This window comes from Chryseobacterium sp. W4I1 (assembly GCF_030816115.1).
GTDB lineage: Bacteria > Bacteroidota > Bacteroidia > Flavobacteriales > Weeksellaceae > Chryseobacterium.
This window is the reverse complement of record NZ_JAUSXQ010000001.1, coordinates 1,221,172-1,244,650: the sequence shown is the minus strand read 5'-3', so window position 1 is coordinate 1,244,650 and position 23,479 is coordinate 1,221,172. Positions and strand designations below refer to the sequence as shown.

General features: G+C 35.2%; 27 protein-coding genes and 1 tRNA gene. 13 read left to right on the top strand and 15 right to left on the bottom strand.

Annotated elements, in window-relative coordinates; all coding sequences use genetic code 11:
• Positions 1-14 precede the first annotated feature (14 nt).
• Together QF044_RS05735 and QF044_RS05730 are read right to left on the bottom strand one after the other, a co-directional pair.
• Positions 15-284: a heme oxygenase gene (locus tag QF044_RS05735; protein WP_307264754.1), complete on the bottom strand. Its 270-nt coding sequence runs from the start codon at positions 282-284 to the stop codon at positions 15-17.
• A gap of 507 nt (positions 285-791) precedes the next feature.
• Positions 792-1,352, bottom strand: a complete 561-nt coding sequence (locus tag QF044_RS05730) for an AraC family transcriptional regulator (RefSeq protein WP_307264752.1) — start codon at positions 1,350-1,352, stop codon at positions 792-794.
• A gap of 165 nt (positions 1,353-1,517) precedes the next feature.
• On the opposite strand from QF044_RS05730, the gene QF044_RS05725 reads away from it, so the two are divergent.
• The 4 genes from QF044_RS05725 to QF044_RS05710 all read left to right on the top strand — a co-directional run bounded on the left by QF044_RS05725 (position 1,518) and on the right by QF044_RS05710 (position 4,992).
• Positions 1,518-1,649: a hypothetical protein gene (locus QF044_RS05725; RefSeq protein WP_307264751.1), complete on the top strand. Its 132-nt coding sequence runs from the start codon at positions 1,518-1,520 to the stop codon at positions 1,647-1,649.
• Complete coding sequence (locus tag QF044_RS05720; RefSeq protein WP_307264749.1) at positions 1,650-2,678, top strand: pesticidal protein Cry7Aa; 1,029 nt, start codon at positions 1,650-1,652, stop codon at positions 2,676-2,678.
• 252 nt (positions 2,679-2,930) lie between these two features.
• The gene (locus tag QF044_RS05715) at positions 2,931-4,661 is read left to right on the top strand and encodes a glycosyltransferase (RefSeq protein WP_307264746.1); all 1,731 of its coding nucleotides are present in this window, start codon (positions 2,931-2,933) and stop codon (positions 4,659-4,661) included.
• Positions 4,621-4,992, top strand: coding sequence for a hypothetical protein (locus tag QF044_RS05710; RefSeq protein ID WP_307264743.1), 372 nt, complete (start codon positions 4,621-4,623; stop codon positions 4,990-4,992). Before QF044_RS05715 ends, QF044_RS05710 begins: the two co-directional genes overlap by 41 nt.
• Positions 4,993-5,045: 53 nt before the next feature.
• Here the strand turns inward: QF044_RS05710 and QF044_RS05705 are convergent, their stop codons facing one another.
• Positions 5,046-6,119, bottom strand: coding sequence for a calcium:proton antiporter (locus QF044_RS05705; RefSeq protein ID WP_307264741.1), 1,074 nt, complete (start codon positions 6,117-6,119; stop codon positions 5,046-5,048).
• A 459-nt stretch (positions 6,120-6,578) separates the two neighbouring features.
• Here QF044_RS05705 and QF044_RS05700 point away from each other — a divergent pair, with 459 nt between their 5' ends.
• From QF044_RS05700 to QF044_RS05660, 9 genes are all read left to right on the top strand, one after another.
• A complete protein-coding gene (locus QF044_RS05700) occupies positions 6,579-6,797 on the top strand; it encodes a hypothetical protein (RefSeq protein WP_307264738.1) in 219 nt (72 codons plus the stop codon).
• Between the two features lie 138 nt (positions 6,798-6,935).
• Positions 6,936-7,274, top strand: a complete 339-nt coding sequence (locus tag QF044_RS05695; RefSeq protein ID WP_307264736.1) for a cupin domain-containing protein — start codon at positions 6,936-6,938, stop codon at positions 7,272-7,274.
• Positions 7,267-7,488: a hypothetical protein gene (locus QF044_RS05690; RefSeq protein ID WP_307264734.1), complete on the top strand. Its 222-nt coding sequence runs from the start codon at positions 7,267-7,269 to the stop codon at positions 7,486-7,488. Before QF044_RS05695 ends, QF044_RS05690 begins: the two co-directional genes overlap by 8 nt.
• A gap of 14 nt (positions 7,489-7,502) precedes the next feature.
• Positions 7,503-8,303, top strand: a complete 801-nt coding sequence (locus tag QF044_RS05685) for a hypothetical protein (protein WP_307264732.1) — start codon at positions 7,503-7,505, stop codon at positions 8,301-8,303.
• Between the two features lie 760 nt (positions 8,304-9,063).
• Positions 9,064-10,050, top strand: a complete 987-nt coding sequence (gene moaA, locus QF044_RS05680) for a GTP 3',8-cyclase MoaA (protein ID WP_307264730.1) — start codon at positions 9,064-9,066, stop codon at positions 10,048-10,050.
• A 2-nt stretch (positions 10,051-10,052) separates the two neighbouring features.
• Positions 10,053-11,252, top strand: coding sequence for a molybdopterin molybdotransferase MoeA (locus tag QF044_RS05675; RefSeq protein ID WP_307264728.1), 1,200 nt, complete (start codon positions 10,053-10,055; stop codon positions 11,250-11,252).
• An 8-nt stretch (positions 11,253-11,260) separates the two neighbouring features.
• Positions 11,261-11,737: a cyclic pyranopterin monophosphate synthase MoaC gene (moaC, locus tag QF044_RS05670; RefSeq protein WP_307264727.1), complete on the top strand. Its 477-nt coding sequence runs from the start codon at positions 11,261-11,263 to the stop codon at positions 11,735-11,737.
• Positions 11,718-12,320 (top strand): NTP transferase domain-containing protein, encoded by a 603-nt coding sequence (locus tag QF044_RS05665; protein ID WP_307264725.1) that lies wholly within the window; start codon positions 11,718-11,720, stop codon positions 12,318-12,320. The genes moaC and QF044_RS05665 overlap by 20 nt, the downstream gene beginning before the upstream one ends.
• Positions 12,321-12,342: 22 nt before the next feature.
• Complete coding sequence (locus QF044_RS05660) at positions 12,343-13,383, top strand: HesA/MoeB/ThiF family protein (protein WP_307264723.1); 1,041 nt, start codon at positions 12,343-12,345, stop codon at positions 13,381-13,383.
• Between the two features lie 141 nt (positions 13,384-13,524).
• On the opposite strand, the gene QF044_RS05655 is transcribed toward QF044_RS05660, so the two are convergent.
• From QF044_RS05655 to QF044_RS05600, 12 genes are all read right to left on the bottom strand, one after another.
• On the bottom strand, positions 13,525-14,445 hold the full coding sequence (locus tag QF044_RS05655) for a bestrophin family protein (protein WP_307264722.1): 921 nt from the start codon (positions 14,443-14,445) through the stop codon (positions 13,525-13,527).
• 34 nt (positions 14,446-14,479) lie between these two features.
• Positions 14,480-16,675 carry an FdhF/YdeP family oxidoreductase gene (locus QF044_RS05650; protein ID WP_307264721.1) on the bottom strand — a complete coding sequence of 732 codons (2,196 nt, stop codon included), beginning with the start codon at positions 16,673-16,675 and terminating at the stop codon, positions 14,480-14,482.
• Positions 16,632-16,883 carry a hypothetical protein gene (locus QF044_RS05645; RefSeq protein WP_307264719.1) on the bottom strand — a complete coding sequence of 84 codons (252 nt, stop codon included), beginning with the start codon at positions 16,881-16,883 and terminating at the stop codon, positions 16,632-16,634. Before QF044_RS05645 ends, QF044_RS05650 begins: the two co-directional genes overlap by 44 nt.
• A 26-nt stretch (positions 16,884-16,909) precedes the next feature.
• Positions 16,910-17,260 carry a hypothetical protein gene (locus tag QF044_RS05640; RefSeq protein WP_307264716.1) on the bottom strand — a complete coding sequence of 117 codons (351 nt, stop codon included), beginning with the start codon at positions 17,258-17,260 and terminating at the stop codon, positions 16,910-16,912.
• The gene (gene fdhD / locus QF044_RS05635) at positions 17,257-18,132 is read right to left on the bottom strand and encodes a formate dehydrogenase accessory sulfurtransferase FdhD (RefSeq protein ID WP_307264714.1); all 876 of its coding nucleotides are present in this window, start codon (positions 18,130-18,132) and stop codon (positions 17,257-17,259) included. Before fdhD ends, QF044_RS05640 begins: the two co-directional genes overlap by 4 nt.
• 46 nt (positions 18,133-18,178) lie before the next feature.
• Complete coding sequence (locus QF044_RS05630; RefSeq protein ID WP_307264711.1) at positions 18,179-18,595, bottom strand: molybdenum cofactor biosynthesis protein MoaE; 417 nt, start codon at positions 18,593-18,595, stop codon at positions 18,179-18,181.
• 5 nt (positions 18,596-18,600) lie between these two features.
• Positions 18,601-18,843, bottom strand: a complete 243-nt coding sequence (locus QF044_RS05625) for a MoaD/ThiS family protein (protein WP_307264708.1) — start codon at positions 18,841-18,843, stop codon at positions 18,601-18,603.
• 16 nt (positions 18,844-18,859) lie between these two features.
• Positions 18,860-19,588, bottom strand: a complete 729-nt coding sequence (locus QF044_RS05620) for a sulfite exporter TauE/SafE family protein (RefSeq protein ID WP_307264706.1) — start codon at positions 19,586-19,588, stop codon at positions 18,860-18,862.
• Positions 19,589-20,217: 629 nt separating this feature from the next.
• Entirely contained in the window at positions 20,218-20,766 is a 549-nt protein-coding gene (locus QF044_RS05615) for a hypothetical protein (protein WP_307264704.1), read from the bottom strand.
• A gap of 361 nt (positions 20,767-21,127) precedes the next feature.
• Positions 21,128-22,360, bottom strand: coding sequence for a site-specific integrase (locus QF044_RS05610; protein WP_307264701.1), 1,233 nt, complete (start codon positions 22,358-22,360; stop codon positions 21,128-21,130).
• Positions 22,361-22,612: 252 nt separating this feature from the next.
• Positions 22,613-22,697 (bottom strand) — tRNA-Ser (locus tag QF044_RS05605).
• 205 nt (positions 22,698-22,902) lie between these two features.
• Positions 22,903-23,466, bottom strand: a complete 564-nt coding sequence (locus QF044_RS05600; protein ID WP_307264699.1) for a DUF6624 domain-containing protein — start codon at positions 23,464-23,466, stop codon at positions 22,903-22,905.
• Positions 23,467-23,479: the final 13 nt, after the last annotated feature.

Genomic DNA, 23,479 nt, shown 5'->3' with positions numbered 1-23,479 from the left:
ATTAAAGTTAATGTTCAGATAACATCATAATCATTCATTGTTGTTGCAAAATAATGTTCAATCATTTCCTTTGCATTTTTGCACATTGACAAAAGATCTTCTTTGGTCATATCTTCAAAAATAAAATCATCATGAACTTCAATAATGAATTCACTCACTTTTTCGGTATTCATCAGATCATAGGTCATTAAATCATTTAAGTTATCTAATCTATATTCTTCCTTAAAAGAAGGAATTTTCAGTGAAATGGAATTCTTAAACTGAAAAAGGTGTATTGTTTTCATAACTTTTTTTTTTTTTTTTTTGGGGGGGGTATTGCAAAAAAATGTTTAGTCATTAATATTTAACCAGACTGCTTTTTGTGGATTCATTTAATGAAATTTATTATAAATCAAAATACAGCATCAAATAAGGATAAAAAGGATAGAAACCATAGATTCCTATCCTAATTTAATTAAAACCTTATAAAAAACAGATCTACTATTTTATAGGGATTTTAATATGCTCATTATCTAAGTTGAGAATCCTTAAGTCTATTAATTTTATTATAGTATATGGCTTTTTCCAGTTTTATTTACTACTAAGATATTTTCAAATTGCCGGAGAACAGCATTTTGTATGATGGATACTTTCAAGTGCTCCCTATAATTTTCAGTATATTTGCAGTACTTTTATAGTGATATAAAACTAATAGATTTTATAAATTCCTGATTATTATAATACAAATATGAGAGGTTTCGATATATAATAGGCTATATATATCCGAAATAATCTTACATATATCACACCTTTTATAGGTCTTCCAGATTCCCAAGACGCTTTTGTTTCAACTGCTTATAAAATGAAGGGGAAAGCCCTGTAATTTTTTTAAATTGATTGGAGAGATGGGCCACACTGCTGTAGTTGAGTTTATATGAGATTTCTGTAAGATTGAGCTCGTCATATAGTAATAGTTCTTTTGCCTTTTCTACTTTATTAATAATGATAAAATGTTGCAGCGTCATTCCTTTCACTTCAGAAAAGGTATTTGCAAGGTAGGTATAATCATATCCTAATTTTTCACTTATATAATCCGAGAAATTTTCTTTTGGAAGTGCATCTGAATAATGAATCATTTCGATGACTACATTTTTTATTTTTTCAATCAAGATGCTTTTTTTGTCATCTAATACTTCAAGTCCTGTTTTAAATAAATTTTCTTTCAGAATTTGTCTTTGTTCAAGGCTGATATCATCGAATAATTCTATAGTCCCCAAATCCACAACAGCATTTTTAATACCCAATCTTTCCAGTTCCTGATGGACAACCATTTTGCAGCGCAAACTTACCATATATTTTATATACAACTTCATTACCCTTATTGTTTATATCAGCCAATTATTTCATTAACAGACATTTAACCAAAGTTAACCTATTAAATCGGAAATATCTATGATTTATACAACAAATTGAAAGACAATTGTAAAGCTTTCCTTTTTTAATGACTGAAATTTACAGTTAACAAAAAATATTTCACAATGTCAAAAGAAAAAGACGGAAAAAAGAAGTCAGGTAAAACTCCACCCGCAAAATCCGCAAAAGAGAAACGGGAAGATAAAATGAATAAACGAAAATACAGGGAAAATGAAGCCCAAAATACAGCTAACTAAATGGTATCCCTGAAAAAAGGCGGAATTATACTCAGAAAAACGTCATTAGACTTTGAGAGTGAGGGTGTTTTAAATCCTGCTGTTATTCAGGATAATGGCAAAATACATTTATTTTACAGGGCTGTTGCTAAGAATAATTTTTCCAGTATCGGATATTGCATATTATCAGATTATAAGACTATAGAAACCCGGCTCAGCAGCCCGGTTCTCATCCCTGAGTTTGAATACGAAAAACATGGTATTGAAGATCCAAGAATCGTAAAAATTGATCACTTGTTTTATCTTACCTATACCAGTTATGACGGGATTAATGCATTAGGAACACTTGCTGTATCGGAGGATCTTATATCATGGCAGAAACGGGGTATTATTGTTCCCCAAATTCCATACAAAAAGTTTAGCTTTTTATCAGAATACCAAGGTGAAATAAGAGAAAAGTACAGGCGCTTCAACAAACTCCCACCTACTTATGAGAACAATAAAGGTGTCTTTCTTTGGGATAAAAATGTGATATTTTTTCCAAGAAGAATTAACGGTAAACTTTATTTTCTGCATCGCATAAGACCTGATATTCAAATTGCAGGTATAGAAAATATTGAAGATTTGAATCCTGATTTCTGGAAAGATTATTTCCTTCACTTTAAAGATCATATTCTATTATCCCCTCAATATGAGCATGAAGTAAGCTATATCGGAGGAGGATGCCCCCCGATAGAAACTGCACAAGGATGGCTTTTGATATACCATGGCGTACACGATACCATTGAAGGATATGTTTACAGCGCATGCGCCGCTTTACTGGATCTTGATCATCCTGAAAAAGAAATTTCAAGACTTCCTTATCCTCTTTTCAAACCCGAAGAGCAATGGGAACAGAAGGGTGAGGTAAATAATGTCTGCTTCCCTACCGGAGCCGTTGTAGAAGGAGATACGCTCCATATTTACTACGGGGCTGCAGATGAAAGAATCGCTGTTGCTTCTTTAAGTATCTCAGAATTATTGAAGGAATTACTACAGTATACATCATAATTGACTATTGGATACAGAATGTAAGACTTTAAAATATAGATCAACATGAATAAAAACATAAACCCAGACACGGAGGAAAAGATAAAAAGACGATATGTCCAAAGTAAAAAAAGCACAATTAATCATAAACGTGAAATTATTTTTATAAGTACTTTTCCTCCTAAAGTGTGCGGTATTGCGACGTATAGTCAGGATTTGATAAAATCTCTTCAGCTAAAATTCAAAGAATCATTTAACATAATCATCTGTCCGATGGAAACTGAAGATGAAAGTTATCAATACGAAGAAAATCCTCAATATCGTTTAAATATATCCGATGCTATTTCTTATCTGGCGCTGGCTGATAAAATCAACAAAAATAATAATGTTCAACTTGTTGTGCTCCAGCATGAGTTCGGATTTTTCACTCAAGCCAAGAACGGATTGCTGCTTTTTCTTCAAAATTTAGAGAAAGACATCATCGTTACTTTTCACACCGTTCTCCCGAAACCGGATCGGGAATTAAAAGAAAAAGTAAAAGAAATCAGCAGTTTTGTAAAATCTATTATTGTAATGACCGGTATTTCTGCAGATATCCTGTCTAATGATTATGATATTCCGTCTAATAAAATTAAAGTGATCCCTCATGGTACTCATTTACTGCCATTTGTCGATAAAACTTCACTGAAAGCAAAATACGGATTCAAAGATAAAAAGGTACTTTCAACATTTGGTTTACTGGGTTCCGGGAAAAATATTGAAACCACTTTGGAAGCGCTCCCTGAAATAGTCGCCCAAAATCCGGATGTGATCTTTCTGATTATTGGAACAACTCATCCTGGTATCATTAATTATGAAGGCGAAAAGTATCGTGATTTTTTGCAGCATACTATTAAAAAGCTGCATTTGGAAAAACATACTTGCTTTATCAATCAATATCTGCCATTAGATGAATTGCTGAATTATCTTCAGCTGACCAATATCTATCTCTTTACTTCAAAAGATAGAAATCAGGCGGTAAGCGGCACTTTTTCCTATGCCATCAGCTGTGGATGTCCCATTGTTTCTACCCCTATTCCACACGCCCTGGAAATATTGAATGAAGACCTGGGAATTATTATTGATTTTGAAGCTCCAAAACAGCTTGCTGCTGCCGTAAATACATTACTAAAAAATGAAAATGCACAGGAAAAATTACGTTCAAACAGTTTGGAAAAAATGGCTCCCACAGCCTGGGAGAATTCCTCTATTTCACATGCATTATTATTTCAACAATACAGCAAAGATCAAATGACATTACATTATACATTTCCCATCATCAATCTCGGTCATATCAAAAATATGACAACAGATTTTGGGATGATCCAGTTTTCAAAAATCAACAAACCTGATATCAATTCCGGGTATACTTTGGACGATAACGCCCGTGCCATGATCGTGGCTTGTAGACATTATGAGCTGAACAGAGATGAATCTGATCTTGACTTAATCTCAACTTATCTGAACGTGATCAAGTTTTGCCAGCAAGTTGATGGAAGTTTTCTTAATTACATCAATCAATACCAGGAATTTGCACAGCAGAATTATGAGACCAATCTTGAAGATTCCAATGGGAGGGCTATCTGGGCACTAGGTTATCTTCTTTCCATCAAAACAATCTTACCTCAAAAGTTCTCTGATGAAGCAGAAACAATCATTGAAAAAAGTCTTCCGTTTATAGAGAACATTCATTCTACCCGTGCGATGGCTTTTATCATCAAAGGGTTACATTATCAGAAATCTGAAAAAAACATTCCATTATTGAAAAAACTGGCTAATAGGCTGGTAAAAATGTATCAGCACGAAAAGCATACAGACTGGCATTGGTTTGAAAGCTACTTAACCTATGGAAACAGTTTACTTCCCGAGGCTTTATTATGTGCGTGGATTACAACCAAAGAAGAGATATATAAGCATGTTGCCAATGAATCATTCAGGTTTTCTGCTTTCCAAGATATTTATTAAGGGAGAGATCAAAGTAATTTCAAACAAAGGATGGATGCAGAAAGAAATGGTTAAAATTCCACAATCAATTGGCGGTGAGCAGCCTATTGATGTTGCTTACACTATACTGGCATTATCTACATTCTACAAGGTTTTTAAAAATGAAAAATACTTACAGATGATGAGGAATGCCTTTAGTTGGTTTTTAGGAAAGAATCATTTGCATCAAATCATTTACAACCCAGCAACGGGTGGGTGTTATGACGGACTAGAAGAGAAAAATGTAAATCTCAATCAGGGAGCGGAATCAGCAGTCAGCTATCTTATGGCAAGGCTTTGTTTTCCTAAATAATAAGCCTATTTATCATTATGACCTATTAATGCGTTAATTTAAGATATGTTAATTTATGGTACAATCGTAATGAAAAGATAAATTATAAATATACCAAGCAGTACAATTCCCTGCATGATATTGGTTCGGCCAGTCGCCAGTGAAACAGTAATGATAAAAAGAGAGAGTCCCAAAAGTATAGTCGATTTAATATCTATCCCTAATGACATTCTTATACCAGTTATTACAGATATAATGGCTATGGCAGGAATGCTCAATCCAATACTAGCCAAGGCAGAACCAAAGGCTAGGTTTAATGAGGTTTGTATTTCATCACTTTTTGCAGCTCTGAATGCAGCCAGTCCTTCCGGAAGCAGAACGATACCGGCAATAATGATACCTACAAGTGATCTTGGAGCACCAACAGAAACTACTATATGTTCAACATCCTTTGAAAGAAGCTTTGCCAATAAAACGACTATTCCCAAGGATAAGATCAACAACACACAACTGGTGTACAACTGCTTTCGGGAAATCATTTCATTACTATTCTGTGCATCCTGGCTTCCGAATATTTTATTTTGGGGAGAAATGAAAAAGCTTCGATGCCTAAGCGTTTGGATCATTGTGAATCCAAGGTAAAGCCCTAAAGAAATCAAAGCAATAAAAAGCAACTGAAAAGAGGTATACTCACCTCCGAGATGGCTTACCGTATAATTAGGCAGAATAAGCACAAAAATAATAACAGAAGTAAGCGTAATCAGTGCAGTACTTACCCCCTGTAGTGTAAAGCTTTGCTCTCTATATCTTAAAGAGCCTATTACAATGCAGCTTCCAATGATTCCTGTAAGGATGATCATTACTGCAGCAAAAACCGTATCTCTGGCAAGGGTGATAGTTTCTAACCCTTTTGCTCCCATCATAATAGAAATAATAAGCCCTACTTCTATAACCGTAATAGCAAACGCCAGAAGTAAAGTTCCGAATGGTTCACCCAAACGGTGGGCAATAACTTCGGAGTGATACACCGCAGCCAAAACACTTCCCATCAAAAATAAAGCAAGAATTACAGAGTAGTACCCTGAAGAAAAAACAGAATTTCCAACATAAGAGAGTCCCGCCAGAATGGGAATCAAAAAAGTCCACATTCCCAAATATCTTTTTATATATTCATAAAAACATTTAATAATTTTTAAAATTGAATTGTTCTTTGGAAAAAATCAACAGATTGATGGCTTCTTTTATCAAACAGTTTCTATGAACATTTCGAAGCAGATTAGAGAAATATCAATAAAGAAATAAATATACCGGGACTTAGGATTTATTGCCAATTCAATTCAGTTATTCAGCAAGGTACGAAAAGATCAATCGTTTATTGGAATAGTATTTAAGGTTCCAACCTTATTATCAACTTCATTATTTCATTAAAATCACAAGAACAATTTCCTGCTTTTTATGGACATTCATAGCTCAGGAATTCAAAAACAACAATTTTCGATATTTCTAAGTGTGATATGTGCAACATAAAACAAACAATCTGTAATACAACAGATTATAAAATACGCAACTTTGTATTGTAACAATGAAGTTACGCTAAAATCTACCTTATGGACACAAATCAAAACAAAGGAGACAAATCTTTTAAAATTTCGGGAAACTGGACTGAACAGTCAAAACAACTGAAAGAAAAATTTTCAATGTTGACGGATTACGACCTGAAGCTTGAAGAAGGTAAAGAAAAGGAAATGCTGGGAAGAATCGGAAACAGACTAAGAAAAAATCGCGAAGAGGTCCTCAATATTATAAAAGAAATTAATCTTTCATAAATTGTTCAAGGACGGTTAAACCTCTGATAAGATATATTTATCAAAAGTTTTAACTGGAAGAAGGGATGGAATATTAGACAGTTCTGTCCCTTTTATTTACAATGAATTCTACCCTTTTTATGCTTAAACGAAACTGTGATGAATCATAAAAACCTTGAGAAATCAAAAGTATATATTACCAGCCAAATTGTAGAATACATTCCGAATTCTGTTGTCAGCAGAACAATATTGGAAAAGCTAACCGGCAATATCAATGCTATATCGTTTGATGACAAAGAAGGACTACCCGAAAAAATTTCTCCTTTTGATGCTGTTGCACAAATCATTGAAGGTAAAGCGGAAATCATTATAGACGAAGCTTCTTATTTTATGGAGGAAGGTGAATGTATTATTATTCCCGCCCATAAATCTCATTCTATAAAAGGAAATAAACGCTTTAAAATGATATTAACAATAATAAAAAGTGGTTATGAATAATGTAGATATCATATCAATTTTAACAAAAAGGATATTGAAGAAAACGGTTGAAATTCAAAGAGAATTTCCTGAGCTGTATGAACTTTTAGATGAAACTCCACAATTTTCTTCTGCAAAAGAGAAAAATATCACGGTCAGAGATTTAAGACAATATCTTATTTCCCTTATAATACAACAAAAATCCTTTAAAAAGAGACTGGTAGCTAAAAAATAATTAATAAAACCCCAATGAAAAAACTGACTAAGCACACAAAGAGTATATTGGGACTTAGAAATAAAAAAAATGTTTCAAGAAGACCTTATTACTCACAGTTTGTCGCTTTATTCTATATTAGAAATGCCAATATCACATTGGAAAGGGATGCAACAGAAATTATTAGAATGTTAAGAGAATTACAGCAACTCAATAACAGATCTAGATTGATATTTAGCACTAACTGCAGCTTAAGGCAACATAATCTATGGCAGTCTGTTTTAGAAGATCTGAGCGATAATATAAAATATGTCAGAATTCAGTTTGAATATATACTGGAGAATATTATTAAGAAAAATAGAATCAATTCACTTATATTCTGGCAGCAAAACAAAACTTATATGGATGAACTTGAAGAGAGCCACAAAAAGCTTATTCAGCTTGCCATTCAGGTTTTACCGGAAGAAGAAAGATTATCATGGAAAACAAATATTTGTAACTTTTATGATGAAATTTTTTCCTTACTCATTCCAATTATCAATAGGTGTAGGCTTGAATTGGACTTTATAGAAAAACATTCACTTAAAGTCTATAATCAAACCGCCATAGATATTATTAAAGGTATTCCAAAAAATTACACCTTACAGGAAGCAAAGGAATATGAACATGAATACTTAAAAGTAGTAACAAACTATAGTCACGAATTCTACAGAAAAAATAATTTCTGGAACGGCTTATTATATATACTTTCAGGCGGTATGTATTCATTACCATCAAAAACTACCTTATCCAAAAGATGGATCAACAGAAAAATGAAAGATAAGTTTTCTAAATAGACTCCAAACTAAATTTTCATTATTTTAAATATTTTGCAGTGAAAACAATATATCTTTTTCAGTTTAACTACTCTATTTGCACAAAATCTCTTTCTTCATAGAAGGAAGGTTAAGTCAAATCAATATATGGGATAAAATCCTTTATAATAAAAATGAATTTTCCCGGAACAAAGGTCAGCAGCCATTGAGTAATTGGTGATGAAGTCACCAGGCTTTTTCTGTGCGGTTTTTTCCAGTAGGAAAATCACTTTTTTTAAATGATACATTAATCATGATATCGAAAGGGTCTTGGGGCTTCGCGAGCTCGTGGATGAGCTTATGCGGAACTTTGAAAACGACAAGATTGAAAGCTATGTCGGCAAAACAAAACTACTGAACCTAATAGACAAAGTCTCTCCTTGTCTGGCCTTCAGAATAATGAAAAATGGACTGTACAGAAATGTTACCAGGGCTGATCATCCGATCAGCTTTTTATAAAATAATTGACTTGATCCTATGCAGTACGTAATTTTCTTTTTTTTTAAAAGATGTTCTTAGTTATTTTTCACAATTATTCACCTCATCCGGGAATAATATAATCAATACCTATTTATCTATTATTAAAATTGTATTGGGTTGAACAATGAATGCATAAAAATTATAATCGTTCAATAACATAATCCTAGTTACTAATGATTAAAAATTCGAAATGAGATTTTAAAATTGATCATCAGTACAGAAAACAAATCAGTATATTTGTAATACTACTGATTATATTAAAATGTTGACAGATCAATTTGGAAGGAACATCAATTATCTCCGGCTTGCTATCGTAGACCGATGTAATCTCCGTTGTACTTATTGTATGCCGGAAAAAGGTCTTGCCTGGATTAACCAAAAGGAATTAATTACTGATGAAGAAATGCTTAGAATCTGTACAATATTTACGGAAATGGGAGTAAATAAAATCAGGATAACAGGAGGAGAGCCTTTTGTCCGAAAAAACAGTATTGAACTCCTTCAAAATATATCACAATTAGACGGACTTACTGACCTCAGTATAACAACCAACGGGCTTCTTACCGAACAATATATTCCACAACTTAAAAAGTTTGGAATAAAATCCATCAATTTGAGTTTGGATACTTTAGACGAAGAACGGTTTTTCAAAATTACCCGTAGAAAAAGCTTTGATAAAGTGATGAAAACTTTAGACAGCTTATTGCAACACAACATCGCAGTAAAGATAAATACCGTGGTAATGGAAGATCAAAATATTGATGATATTATTCCGTTGATAAAACTGACTAAAGAACGTCCCATTGATGTGCGTTTTATTGAAGAAATGCCTTTTAATGGCGGCACACACTCTCTTTCTTTAAAATGGAATTTTGTTCAGATTTTAAATCACATCAAAGCTCATTTTCCTGAAATTCAAAAGATAGAAGATCCCAAAAATTCTACATCATACAATTACAACATTCCGGGTTTCAGCGGAAATATTGGAATTATCGCAGCTTATACACGTTCCTTTTGCGGAACGTGCAACCGCCTTCGCTTAACACCCAGCGGAATTTTGAAAACCTGTCTGTATGAAGGAACCGGCGTAAACCTAAAAGATGAAATCCGTATGGGAAAAACGAATGAAGAGCTGAAAAATATCATCATCAACAGCGTACAGAACAAACCAAAAGACGGATGGGAAGCTCAAAAATCGAGCTTGACCGCATCACAAATCCATCAGTCAATGGCAACAATAGGAGGATAATTATGGAAATGATTAGCGTACAACAGGCAGAAGAAATCCTATTTTCTCAAATCAAAAGCTTCGGAACAGAAGAGATTTTCTATGAAAATGCTCTAGGAAGAATTTTAGCTGAAAATATTGTGGCAGATTGTGATTTACCTCCTTTTGACAGATCTATGGTAGATGGAATTGCCATTAATTTTAATGCTTATGAAAACAGTTTTCGTACATTTAAAATTAAAGCAATACAATCCGCAGGCGAACCGCCCATTTCTATTGATTCAGAAGACGAATGCATAGAAATCATGACCGGAGCCGCTTTAGATAATTCAGTAAATACGGTTATTCGTTACGAAGATCTGATAATTGAAAATGGAGTTGCAACTATCAATATCATTATTAAAAAAGAGCAAAACATCCATTGGAAAGGAAAAGATAAAAAAACAGGGGAAATATTAGTAAAAGCCAATCAGGTCGTTACTCCATCTATTCTCGGAATTGCTTCGTCGGTCGGAAAAACAATTTTAAACGTAAAAAAACTTCCCAAAGTTATTATTATTTCCACCGGAGATGAGATGATATCCGCTGAAGACGTTCCTACCCCATTCCAGCTAAGACGTTCCAACGGAATTACCATAAAATCCGTTCTAGAAAAATATAAGATCTATGCAGATTGCCTTCATTGGAATGATGATTTTCAATTCATAAAAAATGAGCTTTCCCGATGTATTGATGAATGTGATATTATGCTGATGAGTGGAGGGGTTTCTATGGGGAAATTCGATTATCTGCCAAAAGCCTGCGAAGAGCTGGGAGTAGAAAAGCTTTTTCACAAAATAAAACAAAGACCGGGAAAACCATTCTGGTTCGGAAAAAGCCAAAACGAAAAATTGGTTTTTGCATTTCCGGGGAATCCGGTTTCTGTATTTATGTGTTTGCACCGGTATTTTATTCCCTGGCTGGAAAAATCTTTGGAAATCCCAGAAACAGCACAATATGCCGTTTTGCAGAATGATATAGATTTTCCTTTTTCGTTACAATATTTTGCTCAGGTAAAACTCAGTGTCAACCCATCGGGACAATTAATCGCTGAATCAGTAAATACCAATGGTTCCGGAGATTTTTCCCACCTTGCAGAGACTAATGCATTCATAGAACTTCCCCTGGAAAAAACTGAGTTTAAGAAAGGTGAAGTGTATAAAATATGGAAATATAATTTTTAATTGTACTCATGACAAACTTTTCACATCTTAATAAAAAGGAGCAGCCGGGCATGGTAAATGTTGGGATCAAAAAGATCACGCACCGAAGAGCAATTGCTAAAGCTGTTGTGATACTCCCTGAAAATATTCTGAAAGCACTTCAAAAAGATGACTTCAAGACTAAAAAAGGCTCTGTTTTCCAAACCGCAATTATTGCAGGAATAATGGCAGCAAAAAAAACCGGTGAACTTATTCCCCTTTGCCATCCTATCGGTATGGATAACTGCGAGATAGATATTGAAATCAATTCCCAGAACGGGGTTGAAATCTATTGTACTGCCGAGATTGAAGCGAAAACAGGCATCGAAATGGAAGCACTGACAGGAGCATCTGTTGCCGCACTTACCATTTATGATATGTGTAAAGCATTGAGCCATGATATTGTGATTAAAGAAATAAAACTAATAGAAAAAACAGGAGGTAAAAATGATTTCAAAAGAGACTGATTTCCCCAAATTAAACGGACTGGTACTTGCCGGAGGAAAAAGCCAGCGAATGGGAAATCCTAAAGACAAAATCAATTGGCATGGAAAAGAACAAAAGTATTATGCAGCTGATCTTTTAAATCCGTTTTGTGATGAAGTTTTTATTTCCTGCAGGCAAGACCAGCTGGAAAATTTTGACACAGCTTACAATGCCCTTACCGATACTTTTTTAAATATGGGACCTTTCGGCGGGATACTCTCCGCATTACGTTCTCAAAGAGTTAAAGCCTGGTTGGTCGTTGCTTGCGACTTACCATTATTAGATGAAAGATCTTTAGAATTCTTAATTGAAAACAGAAATACCGAAAAAGCAGCAACCACTTATGAAAGCCCATTTGATGGACTTCCAGAACCACTGATTACGATTTGGGAGCCTAAAAGCTATTCTCTGCTCCTGAACTTTTTAGGATTAGGAATTACCTGTCCCAGAAAAGTTCTCATCAACAGTGATACATTAATCCTGAAACCGGATAACCCGGATGCTTTGATGAATGTGAACACACCTGAAGATATGGCAAAGGCAAAAGAAATTTTAAGAAAATAAATTTAACCGAAGATAAAAGCATATGAATGACCCGCTTGAACGCTATCATTGCCAGATGGCTTTACCCGGATTTGGTATTTCTTCCCAGGAGTTACTTAATGATGCTAAAATTCTGATTGTAGGTATGGGCGGATTGGGCTGTCCCTCGGCACAATATCTTGTTTCTTCTGGTATAGGGACGATTGGTCTTGCGGATGATGATACCGTCTCCGAAAGCAATTTGCACCGCCAGATTTTATATGCTCCAGAAGATATTGGAAAATCAAAAGTTGATATTGCCACTAAAAAATTAAAGCAACAAAATCCATCGGTAAAAATCATTCCGTTCAATTTTCGGGTAACTTCCGACAATGTAATGGATTTGATTTCAGACTTTGATTTAATCATTGAGGGAACAGATAATTTTGAAACAAAATGTTTGCTGAATGATGCTTGTGTTTTATCTGGAAAACCCTTGGTTTACGGAGCAATTTATCAATATGAAGGGCAAGTCAGTATTTGGAATGTAAAGCAAAAAGATGGCAGTTTTTCTCCCAATTACCGCGACGTTTTTCCCGATGCGGAAAATGTGCAGGTTCCAAATTGTGCAGAAGGTGGTGTTATTCCAACTTTGGCAGGAATTGTTGGATGCATGCAGGCTAATGAAGCTATCAAATATTTTACAAATCCCGAAGATTCATTGGCTGGAAAACTCTGGATGATGAATGTTCTGAACGGCAGAACACAGATTATTAAATTAAGAAAAACTTCTGTACAAATTACTGGTTTAGCTCAAACGGTTCAGGTGATTACGTTTGAAAAACTAATGCAGGAGAAGGGCAATTTTGAAATCATAGATGTACGCACACCGGAAGAACATCTGCATTTCAATATTGGTGGAATCAATATTCCCGTAGAAGAATTACAGGATCATTTAGATTATATTTCCGGTTGTTCCAGACCTGTTTTAGTCTATTGCCAATCTGGTAAACGCAGTGCAGAAACTGTAAGAAAAATAAAAAAGGCTTTTCCTGAAAAGGAAATATTTTCTTTAAAAGACGGCATTCATAAAATACCGCTATAAGATTACAAACTAACCTTTGTAAGTATAGTCTATGTATTGAATCTCAGTATTTAAATGAAGTATTCCAAATGAATAGATAGAATCTCAAACCTGATTATTACCTGTTTCTCTGAAACCACTATACACTTATCTTTTGAGTAATCAATCAATAATATTCTGAGTTATTTTTTGAGAAGCAGCAATCAGTTCTCCAACCATTTCATGAATGGTTTCATCAATCATAATACACATGCTGTTGAGAGCCAAATCGTTTGCATCTGTTCCAAACGGTTCTTCAATTTCATCAGCTATTGCTTCAAATGCAACAAATGTATAAGCAACAAATACAACAATAATTGGCGTAAACCATCCCAGCGAATCTACAAGCCCAAAAGGCAACAGGAAACAATAAATATACACCGTCCGGTGCAGCAGAACACGATAACTGTAAGGAATCGGGGTAGAAACTATTCTTTCACATCCTCCCAAAATATCAGAGAGTTTATCAAAATTCTCATCAAAGCGTGCCTGTTGGATAGAATCTAAACAATTTTCATCTTTTGCTTTCTGAATCCATTCTCCAAGCAGCCGCATAATAACCGCGGGTTTATATTTTGATGCTTCTATTATTTTCAGCTGGTCTTCATTAAGCCTGGACTTTAAATCTTCATAGGCATCTGTCCCTCTCAATTGATGCTTCAATGCAAACACAAAAGCACTAAGCAGCTGAACAAAATCGTGAACTGAAACATTACCACCATTCATTATATTTTTCAGAGTCATTGCCTGACGCGTTAATGAGCGTGTTGTATTTAATAAAGCTCCCCAAAGTTTTCGTCCTTCCCAGAACCGATCATAGCTGACATTGTTCCTGAATCCCAGGAATAATGCCAATACAAAACCGAATAGGGTAAGCGGAGCAGGATTTAAAGGAATCTTAAACGAAAAAATTATTCCATGAAAATAAGTCACCAATAAAGAAAGAATTAAAAGCAATCCCAAGCGGGGAAGCAATGCCGGCAAAACAGAACCGTGCCACACAAAAAGCATTCTGAACCAGTGTTCCTTTTTTCTTATGATCATTACTAGATGATAATTTACTTAAGTAATATATATTTTATGATTGTTCGAGGCTTGTTCCGGCTGCAGCAATTACATGATCATCAATTTTTTTAAAGATATCAGGATTGTGTTTTCGGATCTTTATACGGACATATTTGGAAGCCGGCATATTGGCGCCATTAACCACATTATTGATGGATACCAATACATTCGTTTCCGGGAAATAGGTCATTGTGCTTTTCTGAGGAATTGGATATTTTACAATAATAAAAAGAGGAGCAATCCTTTCGATTCCATCATCATAATTGAAAAGGTCTACATGATCGCCTTCTTTTAGACCGGCTTTCTCAATATCTTTTTCATTCATCATGACAACCCTTCTTTCATTGAAAATCCCACGGTAACGGTCATTCAGACCATACACAACCGTATTGAACTGGTCATGTGTTCTGGTCGTTCCCATCAGGTATTCGTCATCTGCAAGCGAATTATCCGGTACTGCTGTTATATTAAAGGCTGCTTTTCCCGGATAGGATTCACTGTTGAAAATACCATCCCTCGGTCCGTTCGGAAGATAAAAACCTCCTTTCTGCACTACTCTTTCGTTATAATTTTCAAATCCGGGAATACATTGCTCGATATCATTACGAACTGCATCATAACTTTTGATAAATTTATCCCAATCCACTGCGGAGCGTTCACCCAAAACAGCTTTTGCCATTCTGCATGCAACGTATGTTTCATTGATCAGATTTTTAGAAATTGGCTCCAGAACACCTCTTGACCATTCCACAACCCCCATTGAATTTTCCGTACTCACATGCTGAAGCTCGCCGTTTATCATATCTTTTTCACTTCTGGAAATTACCGGTAAAATAAGGGCTTCTTTCCCATGAATAAGATGATTTCTATTTAATTTTATAGAAACAATTACGGACATTTCTAATTTTCGCATTGCTTCTGCCGTAAAGGTTGTATCCGGTGCTGCAGAAAGGAAATTACCTCCCATACAGAACATAAATTTCACCTTTTCTTCGTGCATCGCTTTCAGTGCATTCACAACATCATAACCGCCCTCTCTCGGAACTTTAAAACCATAATATTCCTCCAGTCTGTCCAGTTGTTCAGTCGTAGGATGGTGGTTGATAAGTAATGTTCTGTTACCCTGCACATTACTGTGACCTCGAACGGGGCAAACTCCTCCACCCCGAATTCCTATACTTCCTTTCATCAGCAGGAGGTTCACGATATTGTAAATCATTTCCACACCGTTGTGCTGCTGCGTGATTCCCATTCCCCAACAAATGATAATCCGTTTTTTTGCAGCAATCATTTGTGCAGCTTGTCTTAAATTTTCAACCGGAATACCACATTCCTCCGATAAAAAATTGAGGTCGTACAATTTTAATTCTTCAACTAATTCATTGAAGCCTGCAGTTTTATTAACGATAAAATCATGGTCAAGAACTTTCCCCGGATTTTTGGCTTCTTCTTCCAATACCAGGATCTGAAGTGCCTTTAAAAGTGCCATATCTCCATTAATCCTTACAGGAAGGTACAAATCTGACAATTCATAAGGCTTATTAAGCAGAGCACGGACTTCCTGAGGGTTTCTGAAACCTTTTAATCCTGCTTCAGGAAGCGGATTGATTGCCATGATCTTTGCTCCGTTTTTCTTTCCTTTGGTCAAAGCAGAAAGCATCCTTGGTGAATTGGTGCCCGGATTCTGACCGATGATAATGATGAGATCCGTATCGTAAAAATCTTCTAGCTTTACGGTTCCTTTTCCGATACCTATGCTTCTTGAAAGCGCATAACCGGAAGTTTCGTGACACATATTGGAACAATCCGGAAAATTATTGGTTCCGAATTCACGGGCGAACAACTGATACACCCAGGTTGCTTCGTTGCTGGTTCTTCCTGAAGTATAAAATATAGCTTCGTTAGGCGAATTCAAAGCGTTTAATTTTTCGGAAATTTTTGTAAAGGCATTATCCCAGCTTATCGGCTGATAATGCGTTCCTCCTTTCGGTAAATACATTGGTTCCGTAATTCTTCCCAACTGGCTGATTTCAAAATCTGTTAGTTTTGCTAAATCATACACTGAATTTTCTCTGAAAAACGTTGCATCTATTTTTTTCGAGGTAGCTTCTTCTGCTAAGGCCTTTGCTCCGTTTTCACAGTATTCACCCAATTTGGAACGTTCATCATCCTGGATCCGGCCATGCACAGCTTGGGCAATCGAAACCATCAAACTGATTCATGCTGAAAAGAGCTCTTCCTCCACGAAGAACAGAGGCATTGAGAACCAACTGGTCCAATGAATGGATAACGGCAGGAACGCCGGCTGCCCAGGCTTTTGGCGGTTTCACTTTCAAATCCAGCAATTTATATGGAGGTTCTGCAGAAGGTAATCTGCTGCCCTCTTTTATTTTATCGAATGAATCTTTGTTTTCCATGATTTCTAAATTTTAAAAACGAAAAATTAGCATTTTAAATTAGGGTTGGGATAATTGTCACTTTGATCTTCCAGTGTATTATCAATGCATACAAAATCCTTTTCTATTAAAATTTTCACCAATCCGGCTTGTCCGTCAAAGCCAACTCTGTCTGTGGAAATCCACTCATTTATCATAGCTTTAGGCATTTTCAGTACAATTCTATTTTCGATGAAAACCGCTGAAAGCTCTTCGCCCTCCGTTCTTTCGATAGAATAAATAAACGGACGGTCTACAAATTCTGTAAAGCTTGAGATGTTTCCGTTTTGTCCTAATTCTGCAACTTCGGATTGGGTTAGACGGAATCTTATTGAGTTGTCTTTAATTCTTATTTTCATAACAAATTTTCAATTGTAAAATGGCTGCCGAAATGGTAGATATTAAACCTGTTATCCCGGAGAAAGCCTAATAAAGTGATATCAAATTCTTTTGCCAAGTCTACTGCAAGGCTGGATGGTGCTCCTATTGCTGCAACAATCGGAATTCCTGCCATTGCTGCTTTCTGAATGAGCTCGAAACTGGCTCTTCCGCTTAAAACCAAAATTTTATCGTCAAGAGGAAGCAAATCTGCAGATAATGCATATCCTATAAGTTTATCCAGTGCGTTATGCCTTCCTACATCCTCACGTAAAGCAAGAAGATTGCCTTCCAAATCAAACATACCGGAAGCATGTATACCACCCGTAGCGCTGAAATTATTCTGAAAAGACTGTAATTTTTCAGATAATTGATACATAGTTTCGAGAGAGAGTGCTGTATTTCCTTTTTTCAGGTTATGAAATGAGCTTACTGTCCGTATGGATTCTATGGAACCTTTTCCACATACACCGCAACTCGAAGTTGTATAAAAGTTGCGGTCGGCTTTCATAAGCTTGGGAACACAACCTTCTGCAAGCTCAACAATGACAATATTTTCACTGTTTCTGGAACATTCTGCTTCCGGAAAATATGTGCTTTTGACCTGTTGATGGCTGGAAATAATTCCTTCCGTAAATAAAAAACCGATTGCCAGTTCTGCATCATTTCCTGGAGTCCGCATCGTTACAGATATATTTTTAGACTCTTTTTTATCTCCTGCGTAATAAGAAACCCTGATTTCCAAAGGTTCTTCGACAGAAACATCATCCGTATAAGGAAAACTGCTGTTGTCCTTAACTTTGACAATTTCTATCTGTTTTACCGACTTATTTAATAGCAGATGAGTTTTCATAATTTAATAACTGGTATAGTAAAGATACAAAATTTTGTTCCTTAAATTAAGGGTGTGCGGAAACCCATTCTTCTCCATTCTCAAAAATTTCTTTTTTCCAGATGGGAACGGTTTTTTTAATATTTTCGATCATATAGCTGCATGCATCAAAAACAGAATTCCTGTGACCATCGCTCACTACTATTATAATGGCTGCATCTCCGGGAAACAAAATTCCGGTACGGTGATGAACAACGATATTTTTTACCGAAAATAAAGAAATGGCTTTATTTGTTATTTTATGTATTTCCTTAACTGCCATAGATTCGTAGCAATCATATTCCAGACGAATGACAGATTTACCTTCGGTCTGATTTCGTACTGTTCCTACGAATGATGCCATCCCTCCACATGCAGCATCGGAAGCAAGGGTAAAACAATCTGTGAGATCCAGTACATTTTCTGTTATTTTTATATCAACCATATTTATTATCCGCCACTTACCGGAGGGATTATTGCTATTTCGTTAGAGACTGTTAGTATCTGATTGTCTTCCGCATATTCATCGTCAATGGCAATAAAATACGATTTTAATTTTTTCAGCTCCGGGAAATTTTCTTCCAGAAGCTCTTTGAGTGCTATAATATTTGCACCTTCGTTTATTTCTATTTGTTTTTCTGAAGTTCCGAAAATCTCTTTCGTTATTCCAAATGCTAATATTTTAAGTATCATTTTTAATTTTAGCTGATTACCAATATTTTATTACAACATTTATCCCGGCTACCAAAACCAGTACGGCAGTCACTCTTTTGATGATTAGAGGATTCCAATTCAGAGACATTCTTGAACCTATTTGTCCGCCAATAAATACAGCAAGACACAAGATTAAAATTCTCAAATAATTCATATCCACAGATGGTTTTGATACCTGCCCGAAAATCCCTGATATTGAGTTTACCAATATAAAAACACTTGATGTTGCCGCAATTTTTCGGGGAGTATCCCATTTCATTAGATTTAGTAAAGGGGAAAGAAAAATTCCGCCGCCAATGCCTACCAATCCCGATAAAAAACCGATTCCTCCTCCTAAAAATCCGTTTTTGAACGGGGAGGCTTCTGCATTTGCTGAAATATTTTCTGCATTTTTTGTTTCTGTTTTTAACCACAGCAACAATGCTGCAATTATTAAAGTAATTCCCAAAATCAGAAAAAAAGTTTCTTTGCTTATTTTTAAAATAGCACCTAGATATGCCATGGGAACACTTATCAGTGTAAGAGGTAGTATTTTTTTCCAATCGATCTGATTATTTTTGTTATAAATGTAAACTCCACCTATTACCACAATAACATTACAGATAAGTGCCGTTAAACGTATTTCCTGATAAGGAAGACTATACATTGCCAGAACCGCAAGGTAGCTGGACCCACCACCAAATCCAACTAAAGAATAAATGAAAGCGATGATTAAAAAAAACAAAAAGATCTCCCAATGCCCCATATGTTATGCTAAATATTATTCCTTACAATAATACTGATTTTTAGAGCTTCTACGAAGGTATAATAAAAAGTTTTTGCCGCAATTTGTTAGAAGAATATTCTGAGTTGTTTATTTATGCAACCAGTCTCATTATCCCAACACAATTTGTTAAAATTTGATTAATAAAAACGATATATCAATGTCAATTAAAAAGGCTCAACTTATTAAAAATATAGTTATTAATCAAATCTGGTCAATACTTTAAATTTGACCTGACATAATTATCGCAGTAAAAATATTATAAAAGTCAAACGTATAATCCAGAGTTGATTGGAGTTTTAACAACGTAAGACTAAATATGAACTCCAATACTTAAAATTCTATCAAGGTCTTCTAGAAATTGTTGTGAAGATAATCCTGTAATTAATGTCATGGTCAGCACAACGCTTTTGTTTTTGCCGACCTTTTTTTATTTCCCCCTACTTTTTCTTATTCAAGAATATACATTCAGCAAAACTGTTCGTTCTACTGGCTTGAAAATAAGTTCCTGTAAAAATTAACTTTTCAGGATAGATCGAACCGCTGACGCGAAAACTTCATAATGCAAAAACTATAACCTGATTAAGATTTTAGAGCTGTTCGAAAGTAACCCCGGCATATCTATTTTGATAGATCAGGATTGTGAAGGATGAACCTCTTGTCAGCTGCCTTAAAATCTCATTTTGAAATTCAAGTTCCTCTTCCAATAAATTATTCCAGTACGTAGGCCGATCCGAAAAATTTTCGTAATAATCTAATGTGTCAATTATTCCAACAAATAAGTTAACGAGATTTGTGGAGAACTTCATATCAGAAGTCGCACCAGCAAATGCATCCAAAATAAATAGTGCAATTGGTTCTGGCTCTTCATAATTATCAGCATAAATATCTACAAGAGCATTGCTCTTTTCAATTGCTTCCTGGTAATTTTTGACATTTCCGTTTTTGATATCAGTGATTAATTGTTTTTTCTTTATTCTCATCTGAATGTATTGGTAAACAATATTCTCAAAGTTTCCCAATTGGAAGTAAAATCCTAAAATGGCGATTGTTAGGCTTTTCCTTTGCTCGACAGACGAACTGAGCAGTCCATCAATTAACCGATTCGTGTGTTGGTTAATCTGTTTTACTATATCCATAATCCCTGTGTTCCTGTGTAATCTGTTCAAATATTATTTTACTAAAGTAAACTATTCTTTCAAAATCAACACCATTTAGAAAGCCGCTGTTATCGTACTATTTTTTTTCTTTTACTTGTTTTTATATGCGATGTACAATAATGCTTTTAAAGTAAAAGGTGCAGTTGTGAATAGAAATATTGGCGGTTCATAATTGCTCTTTGTTATTTTATAATAAAAACACCCGAAGATTGGAGCCTTCGGATGTTTTAGCCATATGATTAACCTGAAAAGTAGCTCGACCGAGCACATACTAAAAGTATTTGAAGATACGCTCGTCGAGGTTCCGAGGCGGATTAAATTTAAGATCATTAATTTGTACTTAAATTCTATTAGACTTTTGATCCTTTAGTCTCTTTCTTAAAGCTAACATATCATCACTCACTTTCTTATCTAGAATTTTCGCATAGTGCTGCGTAGTTTTGATATTTGTATGACCCAGCATTTTACTTACACTTTCAATCGGAATACCATTGGACAATGTAACTGTTGTAGCAAATGTATGTCTTGCGATATGGAATGTCAATTCCTTATTGATTCCACATACGCTAGCAATTTCTTTAAGATAAGAATTCATAATCTGATTACTTACAACAGGAAACAGAACATTTGAGTTTACACACTGCGGATGATTCTCATATCTTAAAACAAGCTCTTTAGCCACAGGTAATAGCGGAACTCTGGTTGAGGTGTCGGTCTTTTGACGGTGGGTGAATATCCATTGTTCGCCATCAATCCCAATATTAATGTGAGACTTTGTCAATTTCTTCACATCAACATAAGCTAAACCCGTATAACAGCAGAAAAGAAAAACATCCCTTACTTGTGTCAATCTATCGGAAACAAATTCCTTTTCATACATCGTCTGGATTTCTTCTTTGGATAGAAACGGACGTTCTACAGCTTTGAGCTTTGCTTTATAACCAAGAAAGGGGTCTTTATTGAGCCAGCCATATGCCATACAAAGTCTGATGATTTTTTTAAAATTCTTAATGTATTTCACCGCGGTATTGTTTCCGCATTTCCGTACACTTCGAAGCCAAAAATCGTAATCCATTATGAAAGCATGATCAATTGCCTTGATATCGATATCAGAAGTTTTATACTTCCAGTTAATGAATTCCTGCGTATGTTTTAACGATGTTTTATAACGCTCCAATGTTCCGGGGGCAAAATCCTGACCTACCAGGGCTTCCACCTTATCATTATGCTCTTGAAAGATAGGAATTAGCATTCTTTGCTCAATATCAGTTCCAAGCAGTTTAGATTTTAAACCAACTGCCGTTACATTGTTATCCTCTTTTAACATTACGTAGTGTGAATCGTAAACTTGCTGTTCCAAAGTTTTAAGATAGACATTAAGTGTTTTCGCCTCCTGAGAGTTTCCAACTGCTTTATGGGCTTTAACATCCCATTTCTGTGGGTCGATGTATCTTTTAGCGGCAATGTCCGCTGCCTTGCCATCTATCGTGATTCTTAAGTAGATGGGAGCAGTTCCGTTTGTTCTGATTTTATTCTTTTTTATAAAGAATAACAGGTTGAATGTTTTGTTCATAGTGTGGTAACTTTAATTGTTAATAATTTACTTTTTGTTACCACTTTCTGCAAGATGTACAATCGTTAGACTGCCTATTAGTCAGGTTTTCCTGAATTTTTCGTGACCCATTTTCAAATTTTCAAGATGGGTCACGGAATAGGTCATATAAATCGTGACCTATTTTGATTTTTTTTGATTCTAGCGCAAAACAAAAAACGCTATAAACATTGATGTTTACAGCGTTTTAGCTTATTTTAGTATCTCTACCAGCGGAGAGAGAGGGATTCGAACCCCCGGACCTGTTACAGTCAATAGTTTTCAAGACTATCGCAATCGACCACTCTGCCATCTCTCCTGAATTACGGATATACCGTTGTTTTCAGTGGTGCAAATATATAATGTTTTTTATAACTGACAAAATATTTTTTTAGTCTTTGTGAAAAAATATTGAGTTGTTCTGTTAGAATGCCAGTAACTCGTTTATAGAAGCCAGTTTAACCTTTATTACTCCCTTTCTTAACCAATATACAGCATAAATCCAGTATCCCAACCATTAAGATCTAGACTATCCACCCTACATTCTTTCTCCAGACAGTATAATCTGTATCTTTTTCGTCTATTTCCAAAATACTTTCCACATTGGGAATCCTATTGATCTCTTCGTGAGAAAAAGCAGGCAAATTCATTTCCAATCGCATTTCATTAAGTTTACTTTTATCTTCTACCGGATATTGTATTCCCTCTGCTGTCAGCTGTGTACCATATCGTTGGGGCCTGCTCTGGAAAACCTCAATCCGGTCATGCAGGTACGCCATATTTGCAGGACTTACATTACTTCTATTTTCCATCATCATTCTTAAACATTCTTTCATGAATTCAGGCTCACTAATAGAGTGCTGAATAATCAGCCATGCCGCATCACTTCCTTCCACTCCTACTTTTGAAATAGTTGGAAAACCAATTTCTTTAATGATCTGCCGGAGCCTTTGCGCATTATCCCTATGCACAAGTTCCATTTCAGGATGATAACCTCCGGAAAGTTTTCCCTCAGAAGCCAGTTTTTCTCTTACTGACAAATCTTTTTGTGCCAGTTCAATTAATTCTTTTGAAAATGCTTCGTTCATATCTTTATTAATT